The sequence below is a fragment of the Microcoleus sp. AT3-D2 genome, assembly GCF_036705715.1.
Lineage (GTDB): Bacteria > Cyanobacteriota > Cyanobacteriia > Cyanobacteriales > Microcoleaceae > Microcoleus.
Genome location: NZ_JAUBVE010000008.1, coordinates 14,290 through 36,801, shown reverse-complemented (window position 1 = coordinate 36,801; position 22,512 = coordinate 14,290). Strand labels below are relative to the sequence as shown.

Sequence of the window (22,512 nt, the reverse complement as noted above, 5' to 3'; positions counted from 1 at the left end):
CGGTTTTTCTGGCTGGATAGAAATGGGATTGTCCTGAGCGCTGGCTCCTAAATCGACCTGTTTTCCTCGTTTCTCTGTTCTGCTATAACTAAACTGAAAAGCCGAATAGCTGACAGGCATTTTTGGTGGTCTGCTGGGACAAAGTTAAGAGAGAAACTCCTCTCAATTTAGCAACTTGCTCGGCTACGTAGTAGACGTAGGCTGGTTCGTTGCGTTTTCCCCGCTGGGGTACGGGGGCGAGAAAAGGGCAATCTGTCTCGACTAGGATGCGATCGCTATTTACCATACAAGCTGATTCTTGTATTTGCAAGGCTTTTTTAAAGGTGACTGTTCCGCTAAAACTGATGTAGAAACCTAGGTCTAAAAACCACTGGGTTTCTTCGGGTGTGCCTCCCCAGCAGTGCATGACCCCGCGCACTGGCCCGCGTGTTTGCCAAAAGTTCCTCAGCATTTCGGCCATTGGGGCGGCGGCGTCGCGACAGTGGATAATGACTGGTTTGTCAAGTTCCTGGGCGATTTCAAGCTGTGCCTCAAACACTTTAAACTGGTGTTCTCGATCGTCAGCTTTATAAAAGTCCAGTCCGGTTTCGCCGATCGCCACTACCCTAGAGTCCGAACTTGCTAATTCCCTAATCTGGCTCGCAGTCTCGTCTTTCCACTTGTCCGCATCTAGGGGGTGGAGTCCAACCGCAAACGAGACTTCTGCAAACTGGTTGGCGATTGCTTGAATGCCGGCAAACTCTTCTGGCTCTACACAAGAATGAACCAGCCGAACCACACCAGCTTCGCGCCAGCGTTCTCGAATGGCTTCTAACTCAGATTTGTAGGTTTCAAAGTTGATATGAACGTGAGTGTCGATGAGCTGCATGGGGGAAGCAGATTAGAGGTGATACGGGAGAGTCCTGGTGGGATAGGGCGAGGGGGGAGTGAGAGAGTCTGGGAGTGGGAGTGGGAGAGAGTGTGGGGGAAAAATCTTCCGTCTTCTTTCTTCCTTCTTCCTTCTTCACCCTTGACTTGTTCATCCTTAACTTATTCCCTCAACATCCATCCCTTCAATCTTGTACACTGCTTCGTTGCCGAACTTTCTGCTTCCTTAAGACGCTACCGAGGATGTTTCGTGTGGCTTGAGGGTTCTTGCCAAGCGGGACTTTTTGCGAGCGCCATTGTTGCGGTGGAGTACACCTTTTTTGACAGCTTTGTCAATTTTGCTGTAGGCCTCAGACATTCGCTGCTGGACTTCTTGCATTAACTCCGGGCTCGGAGCTGCGGCGTACTTGTCTACGGCAGCGAAATACTTCTTCATCAAAGTTTTGACCGCTGACTTGTAAGATTTGTTGTACAAGCGGTTACGTTCGGCGATTTTGACTCGTTTGACGGCGGACTTAATATTTGCCATAGTTCTGTTGCTGGAAGTAGGTATTCATTGATACACCCTAGTCTCAAGACAGTCCCAAGACACGGGGATTTTGAAGGACAACCTTTTCGGGATCGATCCACAAAAAGCTTGATTTTTAATGGCGGAGTGAGACAGCCACTCTCCCTTAGCTCAGATTTAGCTTCAGATTTAGCTTCAGATTGAGCTTCAGATTGAGCTTCAGATTGAGCTTCAGATTGAGCTGAGTCTGTGGCTACTTTTTGGCGACGCCCGCGCAATAATTTTTTATTAACTCATTTAACTGCCTGTTTTTTACCCCTGACAATACCCAAAGGTATGACACAGGTGTTACAGAGGCGTTTTGCGGTGTTTCCACCGTCACGAGTTAAAGTCACGGTTTCTTGCGCGCAATTTTCAAGTATACAATAATTTGGCGTTTTTTTATAAAAAAATTATCAGGTGTTGGAAAAACTAATATAGCACCTATTCTACTTAAAATCCCATTCTCTGAAAAATCCAAGTTAAGCTATAACAAAGAATACGGGTTATTTGAGCTTCGGCAAGAAGCACTTACCGAAGGTAGAAGGTAAAAAGCTGAAGGTAGAAGGTAGAAGACAGCCGGATCAGAAGGTAGAAGCTAGAAGGCAGAACCAAAATTCTCCCGCTCGAACACTCTCCCTCTCGGATATTATCGGGGTCGGACACTCTCCCCCTCTGCGTTCCAACCCTCTCCCTCGGCACCTGGTTCTCTGGCGGGCAATTCCTAGAGAAGGTTGTGACTTGTCCTCAGTGTTGCCAAATCCTCGACAGAGATTTAAACGCTGCACTGAAGCCTTGGAAAATGCCGCGACTCTCGCGGTTTAAGCTTGTGGACTGGTGGTGGCTTACTTCTCTAGGAGAACCCCACAAAAATCCTCAATTGTCAAGCAAATGTTAGTGAAGTTATAGACGGCATTCCTAATCTCCATGCTGCGAATCATTACTCAGTGGGTTGAGGCACAAGCTGAACTGCGACGGATCTGCGATCGCACCCATGACGAACTTGTCGTTCACAAAGAAGCCACCGTGCGGGAGGTGCTGCAAGCTGTAAGGCGCAGAGGCGATCAGGCTGTGCTGCACTACACTGCTGAATTTGACCGCATGACCCTAGATGTGGAAGATTTACGGGTGAGCGGCGCCGAATTGGATGCTGCTTACCAGCAGGTGTCGAAAGAATTATTAAATGCCATCCGGCTGGCTTGCAAACAGGTAGAGGCGTTTCACCGACAGCGCGTCCCCAAGTCTTGGGTGCAGTTTGGTGATGACGAGATTGTTTTGGGCAAGCGCTACACGCCGGTCGATCGAGCGGGAATCTACATTCCTGGCGGTCAGGCGTCCTATCCAAGCTCGGTGATCATGAATGCGGTTCCTGCGAAGGTCGCCAAGGTGCCGAGACTGGTGATGTGTACTCCCCCCGGACAGGAAAAGAAAATGAATCCTGCGGTGCTGGTAGCGGCTCAGGAAGCGGGAGTTGATGAGATTTATCGGGTAGGCGGGGCGCAGGCGATCGCAGCTTTAGCCTACGGTACGGAAACTATTCCGAAGGTGGATTTAATTACTGGGCCGGGGAATATTTACGTCACCCTGGCTAAAAAACTGGTTTACGGGACTGTGGGGATCGATTCTCTGGCTGGCCCGTCGGAAGTGTTGATTATTGCGGATGGTTCGGCGAATCCTGTGCACGTGGCGGCGGATATGTTGGCTCAAGCCGAGCACGATTCGATGGCGTCGGCAATTTTGCTGACGGCGGATTCGGTGCTGGCTAGGAAAGTGGTGGCTGAGGTAGATAGACAGTTGGCAAATCACCCGCGCCGAACTTTAACAGAAAAGGCGATCGCCAACTATGGTTTAGTCGTAGTAGTTGAGTCGCTCAAAGCCGCGGCGGAACTCTCTAACGAGTTTGCGCCCGAACACTTGGAATTGCAAGTTGCAGATCCTTGGGCTTTGCTGGAGCAAATTCGCCACGCTGGGGCGATTTTCTTGGGCTGCTCGACGCCGGAAGCTGTAGGTGATTATTTGGCTGGCCCGAATCACACTTTGCCGACTTCTGGGGCTCCACGCTATGCGTCGCCGCTGGGTGTCGAGACTTTTATGAAACATTCGAGTTTGATTCAATATTCGCCGGCTGCACTTAAGAAGGTGAGTAGGGCGATTAATGTTTTGGCCGAAGCAGAGGGGCTTCCTTCTCATGCTGATTCGGTGCGGCTGCGGACTGAAAATGAGGGAAAGGGTGAGTTTTAGATGGTAGATTTGAGATTGGCGATCGAGATTTAAGTAGATGAGTGGCAAAATACATAGGTATTGATACTCCCGGGCCCTAAAGGGACGGGGATTCTTGAAGAGTTCGTATCTGAACTTTCACTCGTGGAAATCAAAGCGCCTCTACCCACTCAGCTTAGACAAATCCAAACTTTGCGTATACTTTTAGCTTTTGTGCTTTTAGAGTCCACCACTAATGCCAGATAGGTACGCTCAACAACCTGCCTTTTGTTTGCCCTTTAACTATTCCGAATCAAGTCGGATATGTCCGTTGCCGGGATTTCACCGTACTAGGTTGTTTCAACACGCAGATGGTTATTCTTACTTGCTGTTTGAATTATACCAAGAATTGAAGGCGGTTAAAACCGCTGCCGACTTATCCCCGTGTCTGAAGCCAGGGGCTTGCGTCTCGTTTTTCGGTCAAAAGCGAGTGAAATGCAGTGAAACGAAGCAATTCTCTTGCGATTATGGTAGCTTTACATTCTGTGACAAGCGGTCCAGTTTATTTGCACCTACCTACTTACGCACTGTGGGCTTAAGAAACCCGGTTTCTTCAAGTATCTTGCTTAAATGACGCAATTATGTTAAGAAACCGGGTTTATGGGTAGGTAATAATGATGTTAATGGGAAACGCGAAATTGTTGAAAGTAGGCGACAATCAACGAGAAATTTAAAGTCTAGTATCTGAGATTTAAAGGTGCATGGTATTAAATACTGTTTTGGTAGCGATCGACAATTCAGAGCTTGCAGAACGGGTTTTGCAAGTTGTAGGGCAATTTCGGCTAGAACCGACGGCAAAGGTGATTCTAGTTCATGTTGTGAGTTCTGGTACGTCGGATTTTGACGCGGTTGTCGATCGACCTCACGCTCATGGAGATGAGATTGCTTACCGAGAAGTGGAGAAGTTGCTGCAATCTTATCAGGAAAAGTTGTCTTGCCAGAGCGAATTGGAGATTGTTTCGGGACAACCGGCCGAAGAAATTGTCCGTTTGGCTAATATTTATAAAGCGGATTTAATTGCGATCGGCTGTCGGGGTTTGACTGGTTTAAAGCGGATTTTGGAGGGTTCGGTGAGTGCGGAGGTTGTGGCTGAGGCTCCTTGTTCGGTGTTGGTGGTGCGCGCGAAGTAAGTAGGCTGGTAAATGCGATCGACTATTGCATTTACATAAACCAATATAGCTATTAATATGATTTGTTAGTTGAATGCAAAAATTAACGACCTATGAAATATATGCTATTTTGTCAATTTACCGACCAACGAAAAAATAAAAAACTTCCAGTAAGCGATCGCTTTTAACCGCAGATTAACGGGGCTACAAAAAGGGCGATTCACGATCGGGATAGCTCCGCTTCAGGCTGCTTAGATGAATTGATATTATGATAGACAAAGAACCATTGGCTAAGGATTATCATCTATGCCTCCAACTGCGAAGTATCTAAAAATTCCTCTGCGCGGTGTTCTTGTTGTTCCATTTGTTCTACAAATCTTTACAGCAGTGAGCTTAACAGGTTGGCTTTCCTTACGCAACGGACAAAAAGCGGTTAACGATGTGGCGGCTCAACTTCGTCAGGAGTTAATAGCACGCATTGAAGGAGAACTCAAGCAATATATCAACAAACCTCATGATATCAATCGTGTGAATTCAGTCGCTTTTGCACAGGGCCACATGGACATGGTGAATGGCCGCAACGCTAAGCAATTTTTAACCCAAGTACAAATCTCTCCTTTTGTTTTTTCATCCTATTGTGGCGATGCCCAAGGATATTATCTGGGTGCGACTCGTCGAAAGTCAAAAATCGCGATGACTGCGAGTAATCAAGAAACAAACTATCATTTTTATTTTTATGAAATGGATAATTGGGGCGATCGGCAAAAATTCCTAGAACAGGTAAACTCTTCTTACGATCCTCGCCAACGCCCCTGGTATATTTCTGCTGTGAAAGCAGGGAGGCCTACTTGGAGCAAGATTTTTGTGAATATTGTCAACAATGGCAAGCCTGCAATTACTGCCAGCGAACCTGTCTATGACTCAGAAGGTAAACTTCTGGGTGTCTGTGCCACTCTTGTTGTCCTCTCAGAAAGTTTAAGGGAATTTCTGGGAAGTTTGTCTATTGGTAAAACAGGTAAGGCTTTTGTGATGGAGCGATCGGGTTCAATGATTTCTAGTTCCACAAAAGAGCCACTAATCAAAGGACAAGGTAAAGATCAGAAGATGATTGACGCCGTGGAAAGTAGCGAACCATTTGTGCGGGAGACAGCTAAATATTTGCAGAAATATTTTGGTAACTTTGACCAAATTCATAAATCAGAACAGTTAGAATTTACCCTCAACAGTGAACGGCAGTTTGTTCAGTTGCTACCGCTGAATGATGGTAGAGGCCTGGATTGGCTAATTGTAGTCGTCGTGCCTGAATCTGATTTTATGGAGCAAATAAATTATAATAGAAATACGACGATTATTCTTTGTCTGTTATCACTGGTAATCGCAACAGGATTAGCAATTATCACTTCACAATGGATAGCTAAACCTATTCGGCGATTGAGTCAAGCCAGTCAGGCGATCGCCAGTGGAAATTTCGAGCAAAATGTTCCCGACACTCTCGTAGAGGAATTGGTAACTTTATCAGTATCTTTTAATCAAATGAGTCACGAATTAAAGAACTCTTACCACACCCTTGAACAAAAAGTAGAAGAACGCACTCAAGAACTACGGGAGACTCAAGCCCAACTCATCCAAAGTGAGAAAATGTCATCTCTGGGGCAACTGGTAGCCGGGATTGCCCATGAAGTGAATAATCCCGCGAATTTTATTCACGGTAATTTATCTTATCTTAGCCAATATACCCAAGATTTACTAGAGCTAGTACAGCTTTATCAAAAGTATTATCCCCAGCCGGTATCGGAGATTCAAGCCAAGTCGGAAGATATTGAGATTGAATTTTTGAGCGAAGACTTATCAAAACTGCTCAAGTCTATGAAAGTAGGTTCTGAACGTATCCGCGATATTGTTAAATCTCTACGGAATTTTTCTCGATTGGACGAAGCAGATTTCAAAGCTGTCGATATCCATGAAGGCATTGAAAGCACCCTGATGATTCTGCAAAATCGTCTCAAGCCCAGACACACACATGCAGAGATTGAAGTGATTAAAGAGTACGGTAATCTGCCGCCGATCGAATGTTATGCAGGACAACTTAACCAGGTATTTATGAATATTCTGACAAATGCTCTGGATGCTTTAGATGAGCGAGATCGGGTGGAGAAAAAGACAATTCGGATTAGTACGAGTCTGTATAACTCAGAATTGGTGAGAATTTGTATTGCTGATAATGGGTGTGGCATCACAGAGGAAGTCAAAAAACGGCTATTTGACCCATTTTTTACAACCAAACCGATAGGAAAAGGTACGGGAATGGGGATGTCTATTAGTTATCAAATTGTGATCCAAAAGCATAAAGGGAAACTGTGGTGTACATCAGAACCCGGACAAGGAACAGAGTTTTGGATCGAAATTCCCCTAAATCAAAGTGTTATTTAGTTGAGGATATTCGCGAACTGTGGCATTATCTTGCCGAACCCCATGAATCGGGTCACTTCAAAGTTATGGAACCTTCAATTTTGATTTTTGATGGCCCGTTTTCCGATCTCACCGAACCATGCGCGCCAGATGAGCGGGAAAACCCCATAACCGCTGCAATCGGTAGAGTACATATTAACCAGATTGCTGCAATCCCTTACTGTGCAAATTCTGCTCGATGTGGTGCATTTCCTTCATATCCTCACCCGCAACTATCCCGTAAATTTCAGTGTAGATTTTCCCGTATTTAACTTTCTCTAAAGCCGACAGAATTATCAAGTCCTTGCGATCGAGTTCGGGTTTCAGCGTGACAAGAATCGATTCCAAAGTTCCATCCATTCGCCAGTCACTGGAATATTTAGCCACCTCCTTTCCCAGCCCCAGTAAGGTATGGCGCTGCACACAAAGCGGAGTCGAGCCATTAACTCGGAAATTGGCATCTATGGCATACAACTGTCCCTCAGAGTCTTCCAGCACGTCGAAGCCAATAACGCCGAAATAACCCTGTTGGTGAGCATATTTAGCAATAGCGGCAATCATCTCAAAAAACCTACTCATGTCGGTTTCGCGGTAGTGAATCAGTCCCCCTAAATAGTTGCCATCTGGGGTGACAAGTTGGCTGGTAGTGCCGATGAGCCTGATATTTCCCGTTTTGCTTACATAGAACTGCACGCAATAGTTCTGCACTTCATTCTTGACGAATTCCGAGACAATAATTGTATCCAGCAATTTAATATCCAGATATTTCCTCACTTCCTGCAAGCAGTAGTTCAGATCGCTGGTGCTTTTGATAATATAAGTGCCTTCTCCAGAAAGTCCGTGGGATGTTTTAATCAAGTAGGGGAATTGCTCTGGTAACTGAATGCTTTCGAGATTGACTTCATGTATATTGTAGGTTTGGTATTTCGGACATTGCACGCCTAATTCTGCTAGCGTTGCTTTGCTGAGTAAGTGGTAGTGGATGTCGGGATGGACGGCGTGTTTTTCGGGTTTGAGATTGTCGAAGGGAAATAGAGTGATGAGTTTGTCAAAGCGATCGCTTACGCTGAGATCTTCGAGATAAGTTGAGCAGTCTATCATCTCCATACTGCTGTAGCTGAAGCCAAAATGCTCCCGCCAATAGTCAATCAGCGAGTTCGGCGGCTGATTAATCACAATTCCTGTGATGGCATCGCCTAACACTGCCAGATTTTTCCAAGGTTCCTTCTGACCAATCTTGTCGAAAGAAGTTTTGGTGGCTTCACTGCTGCCGTCTTGAATAAAGTATTTTTCCCTGTTGGGATAAGCAGCCCAACTGGCAGTTGCAGGGTAATTTAAAATTAACGCATAACGTGCATCTGTGATATCGGGAGCAAACAAATCGGAAAGAGAATTGCCTTGAAAGTAAGGAAAGTCGTAGGTTGAGTTCATAGAAACATCCAAGTCGAGTTTGAATTCAACTGTTTTCCCGGCCACTAAATAGCTCGACATAATTAAACGTAGGGTGGGCAATGCCCGCCCTACAAATTGAAAAAAAGTTTATTGATGTCCAGCTACTTAATACCTAGGAAATAAGATATTAGTTGCGGAATTTTAACTCTCTCCAACTAGAGAGAATGCAACCTCAATAATTTCAACGATGGACGAGTTGTTTTTTCTTAGTGAACACAGCCACCTTGTCCATTTCTGAGGTTCTATAAGCACAAGCCATGTCCGTTGAATTATGCGCCCAGCCAACCCGCCCTTGAGGGTCTATGATGACGCACCCAGCTTCTCCTGCCACCTTAGATGCCAGAGTCTCAATTGCCATCTTCGCTGCTTCGTCTGGGTGCTTGCCGGAGGCTAGAATGTCGATCGCCCTCTTAGCTAGAACTACTGGCATAATGGACTCGCCATCGCCTGTTGTCGAGCAAGCGCCCTGTTCATTTTCAGCAAACAAGCCTGAGCCAATAATCGCGCTGTCGCCGACGCGACCGGCGGGCTTATTCATAGTCCCGCCTGTTGAGGTACCGGCAACTAAAGTGCCACTGCTGTCCAAAGCTACACAACCAACGGTATTGGGGCGGTCAATAACTTCTTTTTCCTCCTCCCACTCTTCCTGTTGCTCATCTGCGATTAAGTCTTCTTTTGTACACATCTCGGCTCCACTTTCTGCTGCAAAATGTTCTGCATGATCCGCTACTAAGAACATGGGTTTTTTATCCATAATCTTTCGCGCCACGGAGATGGGATGGCACACGCCTTGAACATTTGCGATCGCTCCCCAAGCTAATGAACGGCCTTCCATCATCCCTGCGTCTAGCTCTACCTCTCCCTTACTGTTGAGAACCGAGCCATACCCTGCGTTAAATGTCTGGTCAGCTTCCAGAACCCGGATAGCTGCCTCAACAGCTTCTGCTGCTGTACCCCCCCTTGTCAGCACTGCCCAACCAGCTTCTGCTGCTGCGGTACAGCCTGCATTGTTGGCTGCAACCTTCTCTTCTGAGATGGTTTTTGCTCCACCGTGAACAATAATACTCAGTACCATAAATTTCATTTTTTTATCTTAAAATCTACTTAAAAATTTATTACATCAATCAATTTTTAAGTAGTTTTTTCTACATCCTATTTTTATAGATTAGTGGTGTTTGATTTGGGGTTCTTCTATCTTCAGAGATAATTATTTTTGTCGAGCTTTGTGTTCCTTCAGACCTAGCTATTTACGAATTATTAATAGACATCTGACCAAATTTATGTCAATAGTGTGATGCAATTTGGCTTCGAGTTAGTTAGGGAAATTGAAAGATTTAGGGAGTAAAGAGGGGGTAAAATTTAAGGCGATGCACTACAGCTTAACAGGCAAAATCGGTAAATGTGAAGAAGGAGAATTTGAGAGACAATAAGTGCGATCGACCTTCACATCACTCTGAGCCTTTCTGCTGACCTGCCAAAAACCCACGCAGCAGCAGTAAACTAGCGGTTTTCCCCAGATTCAGTGGCAGCAGCGACACTTCCTCGAACCGAGACTGCACCCAACCGTCGCCCCCATACCACTCGTGAAAAATGAAAATGAGCTCCCCCTCAAAGATTGTAGCGATCGAGCTTTGGACTTGTATCATTAATGTAAATTGTGTGGCCGGTGTTTGATTTTTGTGCGATTTCTTAAAGTAGACTGACAGCGTTGCCAATAAATTTTAGAGACGCGATCGCCCTGATTCTGACGCCAACACTCGGCAAACAGCCGCCCCGCTTCAGCGAACTTGCCTTCGGAGTAAATTGCCAAAGCTTCAGCAAACAATTCCAGCGTAGCTAACTTGCCCTCTTTAATTTCTAGCCGGTCAGCATCAAACACCTCATCAAGGTCACATAACTGCCATTCCATCAATCATAGCTGACTGAATAATTTTATAAGCCTCTACCCAAGCTTTTTCAGTTTTAGGTGTCCACTCTAAACCCATCTGCGCCTTCAGGGCTTGAATGAGTGCATTGGCCACAACAGGAAAATGTTCTACTGAAACGCCATATTTGGCATGAGTTGCACCTAATCCTTTAGCAAAAACATTAATTAACTGAGGTTTCCGTAAATTTTCAATAATTATTTCTAAGCTTTGCCAAAGCTTTTCTTTTTGGTGTGCCATGTTTGTATTCATAAAAAGACTTTTAATCTGAGAAGAACTATCAAAAAGTATTTCATAAAAGTTACTTACAAATTCATCAGATCGAGGTTTAACTAATGCTAAAGTTCTCTCTAATAGCTCGATATTTAAAGTGATAGTTTTTTGTTCACACCAGTCCAAATAAATTTGAGCAACTTGATCCGAAGGGCAGAAGCTTAAACATTGAACAAAAAATTCTGTAGCTTCGATAAATTTTTGTTGGCGGTATAAGATCAAACCTCGATCAAATAAATTTTTTGTTGTTAATTTACCTCGTTTTGTTTCAGGAATATCTGCCTCAAAAACTTCATAAATTGTAGATAAGTTTACTTTTCCCTTAACACTAACTTGAGCAATCATCCGCATAGCATAGTTGCTAGGATTAGCTAATTTGTTAAAAGTCTGCTCTGTAATCAGTAAAGCAACACCATAAGTTTTTGTTAATCCTTCCACACGAGAAGCTAAATTCACCGCATCACTAATTACCGTCGTATCCATGCGATTTTGCCCGCCCACAGTCCCTAACATTAAATTCCCAGTATTAATGCCAATGCCAATCTTAATCGGGGCATAACCAGAATTCACGCGCTCTTGATTGTATACTTGAAGTTGATGCAGCATGGCAATACTGGCGTTTACTGCATTATCAGCATTGCCACTAAATAAGGCCATAATCGCATCACCAATATATTTGTCAATAAAGCCACTATTTTCAATAATCGCCGATTCCATCCGAGATAAATAAGCATTAATAAAATGAAAATTGTCCTCCGGCGTCATACTTTCCGAAAGCGTGGTGAAGTCGCGAATATCGGAAAATAGCACTGACATTTCTAACTGCACTTGGTCGCCCAATTCGACATCGACAATGCTTGATTTCTCTAAAAAATGCAGGAACTGATTGGGGACGAAGCGCTCGTAAGCTTTGTTGAGTTGAAACAGTTCATTGGTGAACCTGATCTGCTCTGTTTCGGCTTTTTTGCGATCCGTGATATCTTGAAAGGCTACAATTGCATAAGAAATATTGTCATTTTCATCATAGATGGGAGTAGCCCAAGCCTCGATCGGAATAATCTTGTTGCCTTGGTGAATTTCCATATCATCTACAGTGGCACTTTCCCCACTCAACGCCCGCGTAGTGGGCAATTGTGCAGAGGGATATTCTTGCTCTGTTCCCGCTTGATAGATTTGATAAACCTCGGGTATTTGCTCGCTGGTGACTTCAGGAATAACTCCTTTACCTACTAATTGAATAGCTGCGCGATTACTATAGTAAGGTTTACCAGAAGCATCCAGCACTGTCACTCCTACTGGAATTGCTTCTAAAAATTGAGTCAGTCTGTTCTCACTTTCGCGGACTTCTGTATAAAGTTTAGAATTTTGAATCGAGATAGCCGCTTGTCCAGATAACACTTTTAAGAGTTCCACTCTTTCTGGCGTAAAAGCTCCGGCTGTCAGATTGTTTTCTAGGTAAACAATACTGACGATTTGAGATTGATTAATCAGCGGCACGCATAAAATTGATTTGGGCTGATTTTTTCGGATGTAGGGGTCGTTGGTAAATTGTCCCTCTCGGACAGCATCATCTAGTACCACGCTTTCTTGAGTGCGGGCGACATAATTAACAATTGCGGAGGAAAGTTCTTGACAATCTTCAACTGGGATTGACTGCAACACGGTGACTTGTTGGGAATTTATTATCCCTTCAGCTTCAATTAACAGCTTTTCCGGGCTTGATAAAATTAGATATCCTCTTTGCGCCCCTGCACTTTCGATCAAAATTTTCATCAAGCTAGACAGTAGCTTATCTAGCATTATTTGACCTGAAATTGCGCTCGTTGCCTTGATGACTGTGGTGATATCTAAGTTAGATTCCGAACCTGTTGTCGTCACTATTGCCGTAGTTTTAGTGTTTTTATTTTTCCGTTGTATTGGTTTTAAAAACTGTGGATATCGCGTTTCTAAATCCGTTACCTTAGCAGTGGCTCCCCATTGGATATAACAATAATACGCCTCAATCATGTAGAGTTGGGCAAATTTTTCTTTATCCCATTCTATGTAAAATTTGGCTGCTAGTTCATTAGCTAATGCTTCTTCGTTGAGGAATTTATTTTCTTTGGCTCCAGAAATGGCGCGATCGTACAAGTCTATTGCATCTGCTTTATGGCCTAAAACCCGTTGCTTTTCTGCCTCAACTAAATACCATTTATGCAGATAATTCATCGGAGCATTTTGAGCCCATTGTTGCAGCATGGTTTGATGGGTTTCCACAGAGCCAAGAATTTCAGTTTGCTCAATTGCTGGCTGTGCAGGAAAAAGTGCCAGGTGGGTGAGGGCTGCATAGAAATGGAAAATGGGAACAAAAACCGCTCCCGATACTGCCATTAAATACGGCTTGGCTTGGGCAATGTGGTCTAGGGCAGCCGTGTTATTGCCAAACGAGTAGGCAAGAAGGAGTTTGTAGATATAGGTAATGGCGATCGCCGAGAGTTCATTATCCTGATGGTGCTTAGGAAGCATCACCGTTTCATCGTAGGCAGTTCCTATTAAACAATCCGACAGAATACGGGCTTCCCTCAAGTTCCACACCATCTGCTGCTTCATATCCAAAGAATCCTGAGCAAAATATTGCTTCACCTGAGCCAAGGCAGCACTGTAACTTACTATTTCCGTTTCCCAAGTGTCTAGCTCTACGCCGCCAAAAAAGTTTGCATCAAAGTAAATACTTATGCAGCAGCCAGCGTCTATAAAGTGGCCTGTTTCCATGCCAGCCGTATAGCCATCTTTCAGCGTCGGTATCGTTGCCCTTAGAGATTCTTGGTGATGCTGAATCAAAGCCCCAAACAGAAGTAGAATTACAGGCTTGAATTCCCGCGCCTTGAACCGATCCAGCAATGAGAGTGCCAATCGCCCAAAGGCATAGCCTTTTTCTACCTCTCCCAAAAAACCACACAATGCCATCCCGTGAATTGCATACCCCACGCTTGATGCGGGTGCATTCCCAAAGGAGAGCGATAAACTCACCATAGTGGAGCTAAGGAGTGGTAGTAAACCGGGCTTTCCTAGGAAAATCGATCCAGGTAACATTCCTAACATTTGCATGGTTGCCTGACTCTGGAGATTGTTCATCACTGGTAGATCGACCAATTCCTCAATTATTCGGCTCTGAAGTTGGCGGGCAAGAGTTTGTAGCGCTTTGCCAATCAAGGCTTCGTTGGGTTCAGTGGGGAGTTCAACCCCCAGTTCCAAGAGTGCATTTCTGCCGACTGCGATCGCTTCTAACATCTTGTTTTGAGATGTCCGGGCGGCCATTTGAATTTCGTAAATTTTAATTTTGTCTAAAATCGTCTGAGCATTCTGCAATACCTGTGCTGCCATCTGTTCCATAACTTCAAGGTCAGCATTCAAATAGGCGGCTTCGGTAGCAGCAACATAAAGATTCAGGGTCAACTGATACTGACTTTGCCAGCAGTTGACTGTCAGTAGCTCAATTCCTGTTTGCAGATAGATATTTGCCGCAGCGTAGGCGGTAGAACTTCTTGCCTTACCTCCGGCTTCTAAGTTGAGTTGGGCTAAGGCTTCTCGTTCGCTTAATTGATTGATTAACTCAATTGCTTGATTCAAATGCCCCACAATATCAAAGAGTTTTTCTTCTCTTTCAATATCCGAGGATTTTTGTAGCAGTAACTGTCCAATTTTGAGATGAGTGGCTTGTTTTTGGTCGTTGGGAATCAATGAATAAGCCGCTTGCTGAACGCGATCGTGCAGGAACTTATAAATTGGATTAGCCACAGACTCAGGAGGGGATTGAGCATCTGTTTGAATTAAATCATAGCCTTCTGCAATCAGTAAAATAAGCCCTTCTTGCAAGGCTTTCCACAGCGCTGATGCCGTTGGTTCAGGTAATTCTTCGTTGACTATTGCCAATGTCTCTAAATCAAACTCTGCCCCAATGCAAGCCGCCAGTTTGAGAACCTCCTGAGTTTTAGCAGGCAACTTCTGTAATTGTGCCCCCATAAACTCCACCACATCCGAGGCATCGGCAAATGTAACTTGATCAATATCGCATTGCCAATGCCATACATTCCAGTCAAAAATAATTTGCTCATCTTCATACAACGCCTTGAGGAATTGAGTGGAGAAAAAGGGATTACCTTTGGTTTTTTGATAAACCAATTCTGTCAAGGGCCCGGCTAAGGATAAATCGCAAATCAGCGTATCTGCCACTAACTGATTAATATCTGCTAAACTCAACGGTTGCAGCGTCATAGTGTTCACCACTGCGCCAGACTTAACAATCTCATCCACCGTCAGCATAAATGGATGAGCAGCGGATACCTCATTATCTCGATAAGCACCCAATACTAACAGATGCCCCGTATCCTCCATCAATACTTGTAGCAACTTCAGAGATGCCGAGTCCACCCACTGCAAATCGTCCAAAAATATCACTAAGGGATGTTCGGCGTGGGTAAATACTTGCACAAATTTCTGCATCAACAGATTAAAGCGATTTTGTGCTGCACTCCCCGACAGTTCTAGTACAGCCGGTTGAGCGCCAATGATGCGTTCTAACTCAGGAATCACCTCAATCAGCACTTGCCCACTCTCGCCTACTGCGATCAGAATCTTGGTTTTCCAGGTTTGTAACTGAGCATCGGATTCTGATAATAATTGCCCCATCAATTCCCGAAATGCTTGCACAAATGCACTGAAGGGAATATTGCGCTGGAATTGGTCGTATTTGCCTTTGATAAAATAGCCCCGCTGTCGGGCGATCGGCTTATGGACTTCGTTCACGACTGCGGTTTTACCAATTCCCGATAAGCCAGCTACCAACATCATTTCGGCGCTACCTGTACTGACTCGCTCAAAGGCTGCTAATAGATTAGAAACTTCAGTTTCTCTGCCGTAGAGTTTTTCGGGAATCAGGAAACGGTCTGTAATATCCCGCGTTCCCAAGGCAAACTGCTCAATGTTACCCGTTGCTTGTAATTGAAACAGACAAGTTTCTAAATCCTGCTTTAATCCTAATGCAGTTTGATAGCGGTTTTCCGCATTCTTCGCCATCAGTTTACTGACAATTTCCGAGACAATTAGGGGAACTTCTGGCTCAATTTCGTGCGGAGGAACTGGGTGTCTAGCAATGTGGCAGTGAACTAGCTCTAAAGCATCGTCTGTCTCAAAAGGCAGTTTTCCTGTCAGCAATTCGTAGAAGGTGACACCGAGAGAGTAAAAGTCAGTGCGGTAATCGAGACTGCGATTCATTCTCCCCGTTTGTTCTGGTGAAATATACGCTAATGTGCCTTCTAAAATATTCGGGTTTTTTATGGTTGGCGTTTCTCTGCTTAGCTGAGTGGAAATGCCAAAGTCGATAATTTTTAATTGTTCTGTTTCCGCGTTGTAAACAATATTCGAGGGGTTAATATCTTTGTGGATGATGTTGGCGCTGTGAATTTGCCCTAATATCTCTGTGGTGGCGATCGCAATTTGCAGAAACTCCTCCACAGTAAACTTTCGCTGCTGCATCCAAATTGTTAAGGATTCGCCGCCAAAGTCCTCCACAAACATCACGAGGCTGTTTTGGTATTTTTGCAAGTCATAAACCTGTATGACTCCCGCCTCCTTCAGCTCTTGGGTGATGCGGTATTCGGTGCGGTAGCGCACCAATTCTTGAGGTGTGGGGTAGCTTTCTTTGAGAAGTTTGAGGATAATCGGCCCTTTATCCGCTTCCCGAATCGCCCGGTAAACCAGAGAGTTGACACTTTCGTAAAGAACCGCCACAATGGCAACGCCTGGAATAGAGAGCATATTGGTTTTTTTGCTAAAAATTAAAGCTAACTCAAAACGCACCAGCTTTGTGTATAGAATAGCACGTTAGAAAAAAATTTTTGTTTTTGTAACAAATGTTGAGTTGTTTGGGTAGCAACCTGCAAATACTTTGTGGTAGCCCCGATTTCGATCGCCTAATTTGTAGGGTGCACCAACAGTCGATCGCACTTTTGCTGTGATTTTCAGGTATAGCAACCGCTTAATGTAAATTGTGTAGCCTGTCTTTGATTTTTGTGCGAGTCACCAATGCAGACTCACAGCGTTCCCAGTACATTTTAGCAACGCGATCGCCCGGATTCTGACGCCAACACTCTTCAAAAAGCCGCGCCGCTTCAAATAACTTCCCTCCCGAGTAAAGTGCCCTAGCTTCTGCAAACAATTCCAGCGTAGCTAACTTGGCCTGTTTAATTTCTGGCGGATCTGCATCAAACACCTCATAAATCGTCACAGCTTCGGATTTTCCCTTGACTTTTACCGTATCTAGAGTGCGGATTGTGTACTGAGATGGATTTTTCAGACGCCCATAAGTTGGCTGAGTAATTAACAGCGAAACCCCGTAATTTTTTGTCAAACTTTCCACACGAGAAGCTAAATTCACCGCATCGCTGATGACTGTCCCGTCCATGCGATTTGGTCCTCCCACAGTTCCTAGCATCAAAGAACCCGTATTAATCCCAATCCCAATCTGAATTGGCGCACAGCCAGCGTTAGCGCAGTATTCATTGTATTCAGCGAGACGGTGCAGCATCGCAATTCCCGCTTTCACCGCATTATCCGCCTCACCGCTAAATAGCGCCATAATCGCATCGCCAATATATTTGTCAATAAACCCCTTATTTTCATTAATGACGGGTTCCATGCGAGAAAGATAAGAATTGATAAATTTGAAATTATCCTCCGGCGTCATAGTTTCCGAAAGCGTGGTAAAATTGCGAATATCGGAAAACAGCACCGACATTTCTAACTGCACTTGGTCGCCCAATTCCACATCAATAATGCTTGATTTATCTAAAAACTGGAGGAATTGATGGGGGATGAAGCGCTCGTAAGCTTTGTTTAGTTGAGCCAGCCTGCTTTCATTTTCGCGTACTTCTGTATAAAGCTTAGAATTTTGAATTGAGATGGCCGCTTGTCCCGATAAAACTTTTAATATTTCCACTCTTTCTGGGGTAAAAGCTCCGGCTGTCAAATTGTTTTCTAAGTAAACAATACTAATGATTTGAGATTGATTAATCAGCGGCACACATAAAATTGATTTGGGCTGATACTTTCGGATGTGGCGGTCGTGGGTAAATTGTCCCGATCGCGCAGCATCATCTAGTACCACGCTTTCTTGAGTGCGACTCACATAATTGACAATTGCGGAGGAAAGTTCTTGGCAGGTTTCAACGGGAATTGACTGCAACACGGTGACGAGTTCGTCATTTATTGTCCCTTCAGCTTCAATCAACAGTTGTCCCTGGCTTAACAAAATCAGATAGCCTCGTTGCGCCCCGGCATTTTCTATCAAAATTTTCATCAAGCTAGACAGTAGCTTATCTAGCATAATTTCTCCAGAAATCGCCTGAGAAGCCTTCATAACTGCGGTGATATCTAGGTGATTACCCGAACCAGTCGTTGTCATTGCTACGGTAGTTTGAGTATTTTTCCTTCCCGGTTGAGTTACCGCGAATAATTGGGGATATCGCGTTTCTAAATCCGTTACCTTAGCAGTGGCTCCCCATTCAACATAACAATAATACGCCTCAAATATGTAGGCTTGAGCAACTTTTATTTTGCCCCATTCCCCGTAGAATTTGGCTGCTAGTTCGTTGGCCAGGGCTTCGTCATTAACATATTTGTTTTCTTTGGCTCCTTCAATTGCGCGATCGTACATTTCAATCGCCTCGGCTTTATTGCCCAACACCCGTTGCCGTTCTGCTTCCACTAAATACCATTTATGCAGATAATTCATCGGAGCATTTTGCGCCCACTGTTGCAGCGTGCTTTGATGGGTTTCCACTAAGCCAAGAATTTCAGTTTGCTCAATTGCTGGCTGTGCCCGAAAAAGTCCCAGGTGCGTCAGGGCGGCATAAAAATGAAAAATTGGAACAAAAGCCGATCCAGATACTCCCATCAAATACTGTTTGACTTGGGTAATGTGGTCTAGGGCAGCCGTGTAATTGCCATAGCAGTAAGCAAGCAGCAGTTTGAAGATGCAGGCACAGGCGATCGCCGTAAATTCATTATCCTGATAGTGCTTGGGAATCATCACCGTTTCATCGTAGGCAGAGCCTATTAACAAATCCGGCCGAGTATGGGTTTCCCTCAAGTTTTGCACCGTCTGCTGAATCATATCCAAATAAACCCGAGCAGAATATTGTTCCAACTGCGCCATAACAGCCCTGTAATTTGCTATTTCTGGTTCCCAAGTGTCTAGTTCTACCCCAGCGAATAAATAAGTATAAAAACAAATATATATGTTGTAGCCAGCGTTTACAAAGTCGCCGGTTTCCATGCCCAACCTATAGCCCTCTTTCAGCGTCGGTATCGTTGCCAAAAGAGATTCTTGGCGATGCTGAATCCAGCCACCAAACAAAAGTAGAACTGTGGATTTAAATTCCGGTACATTCAACCGATCGAGCAATGAAAGTGCCAATTGCCCAAAGCCATAGCCCGTTTCCACCTCTTGGAAAAAGGCACAGAAAACCATCCCGTGCATCGCATAACCCACCGTCGATGCGGGTGCATTCCCAAAGGAGAGCGATAAACTCACCATCGTTGAGCTCAGCAGGGGCAGCAAACCGGGCATTCCCTGGAAAATGGGTGGAAACAACATACCAGACAGTTGCATAGCTGCCTGAGTCTGTGGATTTGTCATCACAGGTAGGTCAACCAATTCCTCAATCTTTCTGTCGCCGAGGAGGGCGGCAAGGGCTTGTAGCGCTTTGCCAATCTTGGCTTCATCAGGTTCGGCAGGGAGTTCAATCCCCAATTGTAAGAGTGCTTCTCTTGCTACTGCGATCGTTTCTAATACCTTGCTCTGGGCTGTCTGAGCGGCAATTTTAATTTCGTAAATTTTAACTCGATCTAAAATTGTTTGGGCTTCTTGCAAAACCAGTGCTGCCATCTGTTCCATACCATCAAAGTCACCATTCAAATAGGCAATTTCAGCAGCAGCAACATAAAGATTTAGCGCCAATTCATATTGAGTTTGCCAGCATTGAGGTGTCAGTAACTCAATTCCCGTTTGTAGATAGATATTTGCCGCAGCGTAGGCGGTAGAATTTCTAGCCTTACGTCCAGCTTCTAAGTTTAGTTGGGCTAAGGCTGATCGTTCACTTAATTGATCGATTAACTCAATTCCTTGATTTAAATGCCCCACAATATCAAATATTTTTTCTTCTGTTTCTATCTCGGAAGAACTTTGTAGCAGTAACTGTCCTATTTTCAGATGAGTGGCTTGTTTTTGGTCGTCAGGAATCAATGAATAAGCCGCTTGCTGGACGCGATCGTGCAGGAACTTATAAGTGGGATTAGCAACAGACTGATTCGGGGATTGAGCATCTGCTTGAATGAAGTTATAGCCTTCTGAAATTACTAAAATCAGTCCTTCTTGCAAGGCTTTCCACAGCGCTGATTCCGTTTCTTCTGGTAATTCTTCGCTGACTATTGCCAATGTCTCTAAATCAAACTGCGCCCCAATACACGCGGCAAGTTTGAGGGCATCCTGAGTTTCGGCAGGCAACTTTTGCAATTGCGCCGCCATAAACTCCACCACATCCGAGGCGTCGGCAAATTTAACTTGATTAATATCGCACTGCCACCCCCCTTTGCTGCCCCCCTTACTAAGAGGAGATTGAGGGGGGTTAAAAATAATTTGACCATCTTCATGTAACGCCTTGAGGAATTGAGCCGAGAAAAAGGGATTACCTTGGGTTTTTTGATAAACCAATTCTGTCAGGGGGGCGGCTAAAGATAAATCGCAAATCAGCGTATCTGCTACCAACTGATTGAGATCAGCTAAACTCAACGGTTGCAGGGTAAGCGTATTCACCACTGCCCCTGACTTCACAATCTCATCCACAGTCAACATAAACGGATGAGCCGGTGATACCTCATTATCCCGATAAGCACCCAATACCAACAGATGCCCCGTATCTTCCATCAATAGTTGTAATAACTTCAAAGATGCTGAATCTGCCCACTGCAAATCGTCCAAAAACATCACTAAGGGATGTTCTGCTTGGGTAAATACTTGCACAAATTTCTGCATTAGCAGATTGAAGCGATTTTGGGCGGCACTACCCGACAATTCTAGTGCAGGACGTTGAGCGCCAATGATGTGTTCTAATTCAGGAATTACGTCAATCAAGACTTGCCCACTCTCGCCTACTGCTGTGAGGATCAGGGTTTTCCATCTGTGTAACTGAGCGTCACTTTCTGATAATAATTGTCCCATCAATTCCCGAAATGCTTGCACAAATGCCGAAAATGGAATATTGCGTTGAAATTGATCGTATTTGCCTTTGATAAAATAGCCACGCTGTCGCGCGATCGGCTTGTGGACTTCGTTCACGACTGCGGTTTTACCAATGCCCGATAAGCCAGCTACTAGCATCATTTCGGCACTAGCATTACGAACTCTTTCAAAAGCTTTTAATAGATTATCAACTTCAGTTTCTCTGCCGTATAACTTTTCGGGAATCAGGAACTGGTCTGTAAGATCCAGCGTTCCCAAGTCAAATTCTTCTATGCTATCGGTTTCTTGTAATTGAACCAGACAGATTTCTAAATCCTGCTTGATACCCAATGCAGTTTGATAGCGATTTTCCGCATTTTTTGCCATCAATTTACTGACAATTTGAGACACAATCACGGGAATTTCTGGCTTGATTTCGTGCGGCGGAACTGCTTGTCTGGCAATGTGGCAGTGAACTAGCTCTAAAGCGTCTTCTGTCTCAAAAGGCAGTTTTCCTGTCAGCAATTCGTAGAAGGTGACGCCGAGGGAGTAAAAGTCAGTGCGGTAATCGATAGAGCGATTCATCCTACCAGTTTGTTCCGGCGAGATGTAAGCGAGGGTTCCTTCTAAAACGTTGGGATTTTTCAGGGTTGGCATTTCTCGCGTTAGCTGAGTGGAAATGCCAAAGTCGATAATTTTGAGCTGTCCCGTTTCCGGGTTATAAACAATATTTGAGGTGTTAATATCTTTGTGGATAATATTGGCGCTATGAATTTGCCCTAAAGTTTCAGTGGCAGCGATCGCCAGGATCAGAAATTCCTTGAGGCTGAACTTTCGCTGCTGCATCCATATTTTCAAGGATTCCCCGCCAAAGTCCTCCACAAAAATCACGAGGCTGTTTTGGTATTTTTGCAAGTCATAAACTTGCACGACTCCCGCCTCTTTCAGCTCTCTGGTGATGCGGTATTCGGTGCGGTAGCGTAGCAATTCTTGAGGTGTGGGGTAGCTTTCTTTGAGCAGTTTGAGGATGAGCGGTTGGCGATCCGCTTCCCGAAGAGCCCGGTAAACCAGAGAGTTGGCACTTTCGTAAAGCAGCTTCTGGACGGCAATACCTGGAATGGAGAGCATATTTATTTTTCTGGTAAGAATTAACGCGCAGTCGAAACACACCGGGTTCGTTGTGTCGAGAATAGCGCTTTAGAAAGGAACAAATTATGTTTTTATAACACACTCTTAGTTTTTCGGCAGCGAAGTGGCTTTCAGGTGGTCTGGCATAGTAAGGGTAAGGAGTTATTATGCGACGTACCTAAGCCTTGTTAATTCTCAACTCCATGAATTGTCACCGTTTCTGTTATCCAAACATCGTTAAAAATT

11 protein-coding genes are annotated in these 22,512 nt (G+C 44.6%); 3 read left to right on the top strand and 8 right to left on the bottom strand.

Annotated features, from left to right (window positions below; genetic code table 11):
* Nucleotides 1-88 precede the first annotated feature (88 nt).
* Nucleotides 89-868, bottom strand: coding sequence for a TatD family hydrolase (locus QUB44_RS05465; RefSeq protein ID WP_333178772.1), 780 nt, complete (start codon nucleotides 866-868; stop codon nucleotides 89-91).
* Nucleotides 869-1,093: 225 nt separating this feature from the next.
* Nucleotides 1,094-1,396, bottom strand: coding sequence for a 30S ribosomal protein S20 (rpsT, locus tag QUB44_RS05460; protein WP_333066838.1), 303 nt, complete (start codon nucleotides 1,394-1,396; stop codon nucleotides 1,094-1,096).
* Nucleotides 1,397-2,341: 945 nt separating this feature from the next.
* Between rpsT and hisD the strand changes: the two genes are divergently transcribed.
* The 3 genes from hisD (at nucleotide 2,342) to QUB44_RS05445 (ending at nucleotide 7,212) form a co-directional block, all read left to right on the top strand.
* Nucleotides 2,342-3,655, top strand: coding sequence for a histidinol dehydrogenase (gene hisD, locus QUB44_RS05455; protein ID WP_333364106.1), 1,314 nt, complete (start codon nucleotides 2,342-2,344; stop codon nucleotides 3,653-3,655).
* A gap of 719 nt (nucleotides 3,656-4,374) precedes the next feature.
* Nucleotides 4,375-4,803: a universal stress protein gene (locus QUB44_RS05450; RefSeq protein ID WP_333364104.1), complete on the top strand. Its 429-nt coding sequence runs from the start codon at nucleotides 4,375-4,377 to the stop codon at nucleotides 4,801-4,803.
* A gap of 285 nt (nucleotides 4,804-5,088) precedes the next feature.
* Nucleotides 5,089-7,212 carry an ATP-binding protein gene (locus tag QUB44_RS05445; RefSeq protein ID WP_333364102.1) on the top strand — a complete coding sequence of 708 codons (2,124 nt, stop codon included), beginning with the start codon at nucleotides 5,089-5,091 and terminating at the stop codon, nucleotides 7,210-7,212.
* A 174-nt stretch (nucleotides 7,213-7,386) separates the two neighbouring features.
* Here QUB44_RS05445 and QUB44_RS05440 read toward each other — a convergent pair whose 3' ends face one another.
* The 6 genes from QUB44_RS05440 to QUB44_RS05415 all read right to left on the bottom strand — a co-directional run bounded on the left by QUB44_RS05440 (nucleotide 7,387) and on the right by QUB44_RS05415 (nucleotide 22,266).
* Nucleotides 7,387-8,661, bottom strand: a complete 1,275-nt coding sequence (locus QUB44_RS05440; protein WP_333364099.1) for a carbamoylphosphate synthase large subunit — start codon at nucleotides 8,659-8,661, stop codon at nucleotides 7,387-7,389.
* A 202-nt stretch (nucleotides 8,662-8,863) separates the two neighbouring features.
* Nucleotides 8,864-9,757 (bottom strand): isoaspartyl peptidase/L-asparaginase family protein, encoded by an 894-nt coding sequence (locus QUB44_RS05435; protein ID WP_333364096.1) that lies wholly within the window; start codon nucleotides 9,755-9,757, stop codon nucleotides 8,864-8,866.
* A 373-nt stretch (nucleotides 9,758-10,130) separates the two neighbouring features.
* On the bottom strand, nucleotides 10,131-10,328 hold the full coding sequence (locus QUB44_RS05430; protein WP_333364271.1) for a hypothetical protein: 198 nt from the start codon (nucleotides 10,326-10,328) through the stop codon (nucleotides 10,131-10,133).
* Nucleotides 10,328-10,591, bottom strand: a complete 264-nt coding sequence (locus QUB44_RS05425) for a hypothetical protein (protein WP_333364094.1) — start codon at nucleotides 10,589-10,591, stop codon at nucleotides 10,328-10,330. The genes QUB44_RS05430 and QUB44_RS05425 overlap by 1 nt, the downstream gene beginning before the upstream one ends.
* Nucleotides 10,572-16,676: an AAA family ATPase gene (locus QUB44_RS05420; RefSeq protein WP_333364091.1), complete on the bottom strand. Its 6,105-nt coding sequence runs from the start codon at nucleotides 16,674-16,676 to the stop codon at nucleotides 10,572-10,574. Before QUB44_RS05420 ends, QUB44_RS05425 begins: the two co-directional genes overlap by 20 nt.
* A gap of 220 nt (nucleotides 16,677-16,896) precedes the next feature.
* Entirely contained in the window at nucleotides 16,897-22,266 is a 5,370-nt protein-coding gene (locus QUB44_RS05415) for an AAA family ATPase (protein WP_333364089.1), read from the bottom strand.
* Between the last annotated feature and the right edge of the window lie 246 nt (nucleotides 22,267-22,512).

Coding starts and splice junctions, on each gene's coding strand:
- QUB44_RS05440 (WP_333364099.1), bottom strand. CDS start 8,661: ATGAACTCAACCTACGACTTTCCTTACTTTCAAGGCAATTCTCTTTCC.
- rpsT (WP_333066838.1), bottom strand. CDS start 1,396: ATGGCAAATATTAAGTCCGCCGTCAAACGAGTCAAAATCGCCGAACGT.
- QUB44_RS05425 (WP_333364094.1), bottom strand. CDS start 10,591: ATGGAATGGCAGTTATGTGACCTTGATGAGGTGTTTGATGCTGACCGG.
- QUB44_RS05445 (WP_333364102.1), top strand. CDS start 5,089: ATGCCTCCAACTGCGAAGTATCTAAAAATTCCTCTGCGCGGTGTTCTT.
- QUB44_RS05420 (WP_333364091.1), bottom strand. CDS start 16,676: ATGCTCTCTATTCCAGGCGTTGCCATTGTGGCGGTTCTTTACGAAAGT.
- QUB44_RS05415 (WP_333364089.1), bottom strand. CDS start 22,266: ATGCTCTCCATTCCAGGTATTGCCGTCCAGAAGCTGCTTTACGAAAGT.
- QUB44_RS05430 (WP_333364271.1), bottom strand. CDS start 10,328: ATGATACAAGTCCAAAGCTCGATCGCTACAATCTTTGAGGGGGAGCTC.
- hisD (WP_333364106.1), top strand. CDS start 2,342: ATGCTGCGAATCATTACTCAGTGGGTTGAGGCACAAGCTGAACTGCGA.
- QUB44_RS05450 (WP_333364104.1), top strand. CDS start 4,375: ATGGTATTAAATACTGTTTTGGTAGCGATCGACAATTCAGAGCTTGCA.
- QUB44_RS05435 (WP_333364096.1), bottom strand. CDS start 9,757: ATGGTACTGAGTATTATTGTTCACGGTGGAGCAAAAACCATCTCAGAA.
- QUB44_RS05465 (WP_333178772.1), bottom strand. CDS start 868: ATGCAGCTCATCGACACTCACGTTCATATCAACTTTGAAACCTACAAA.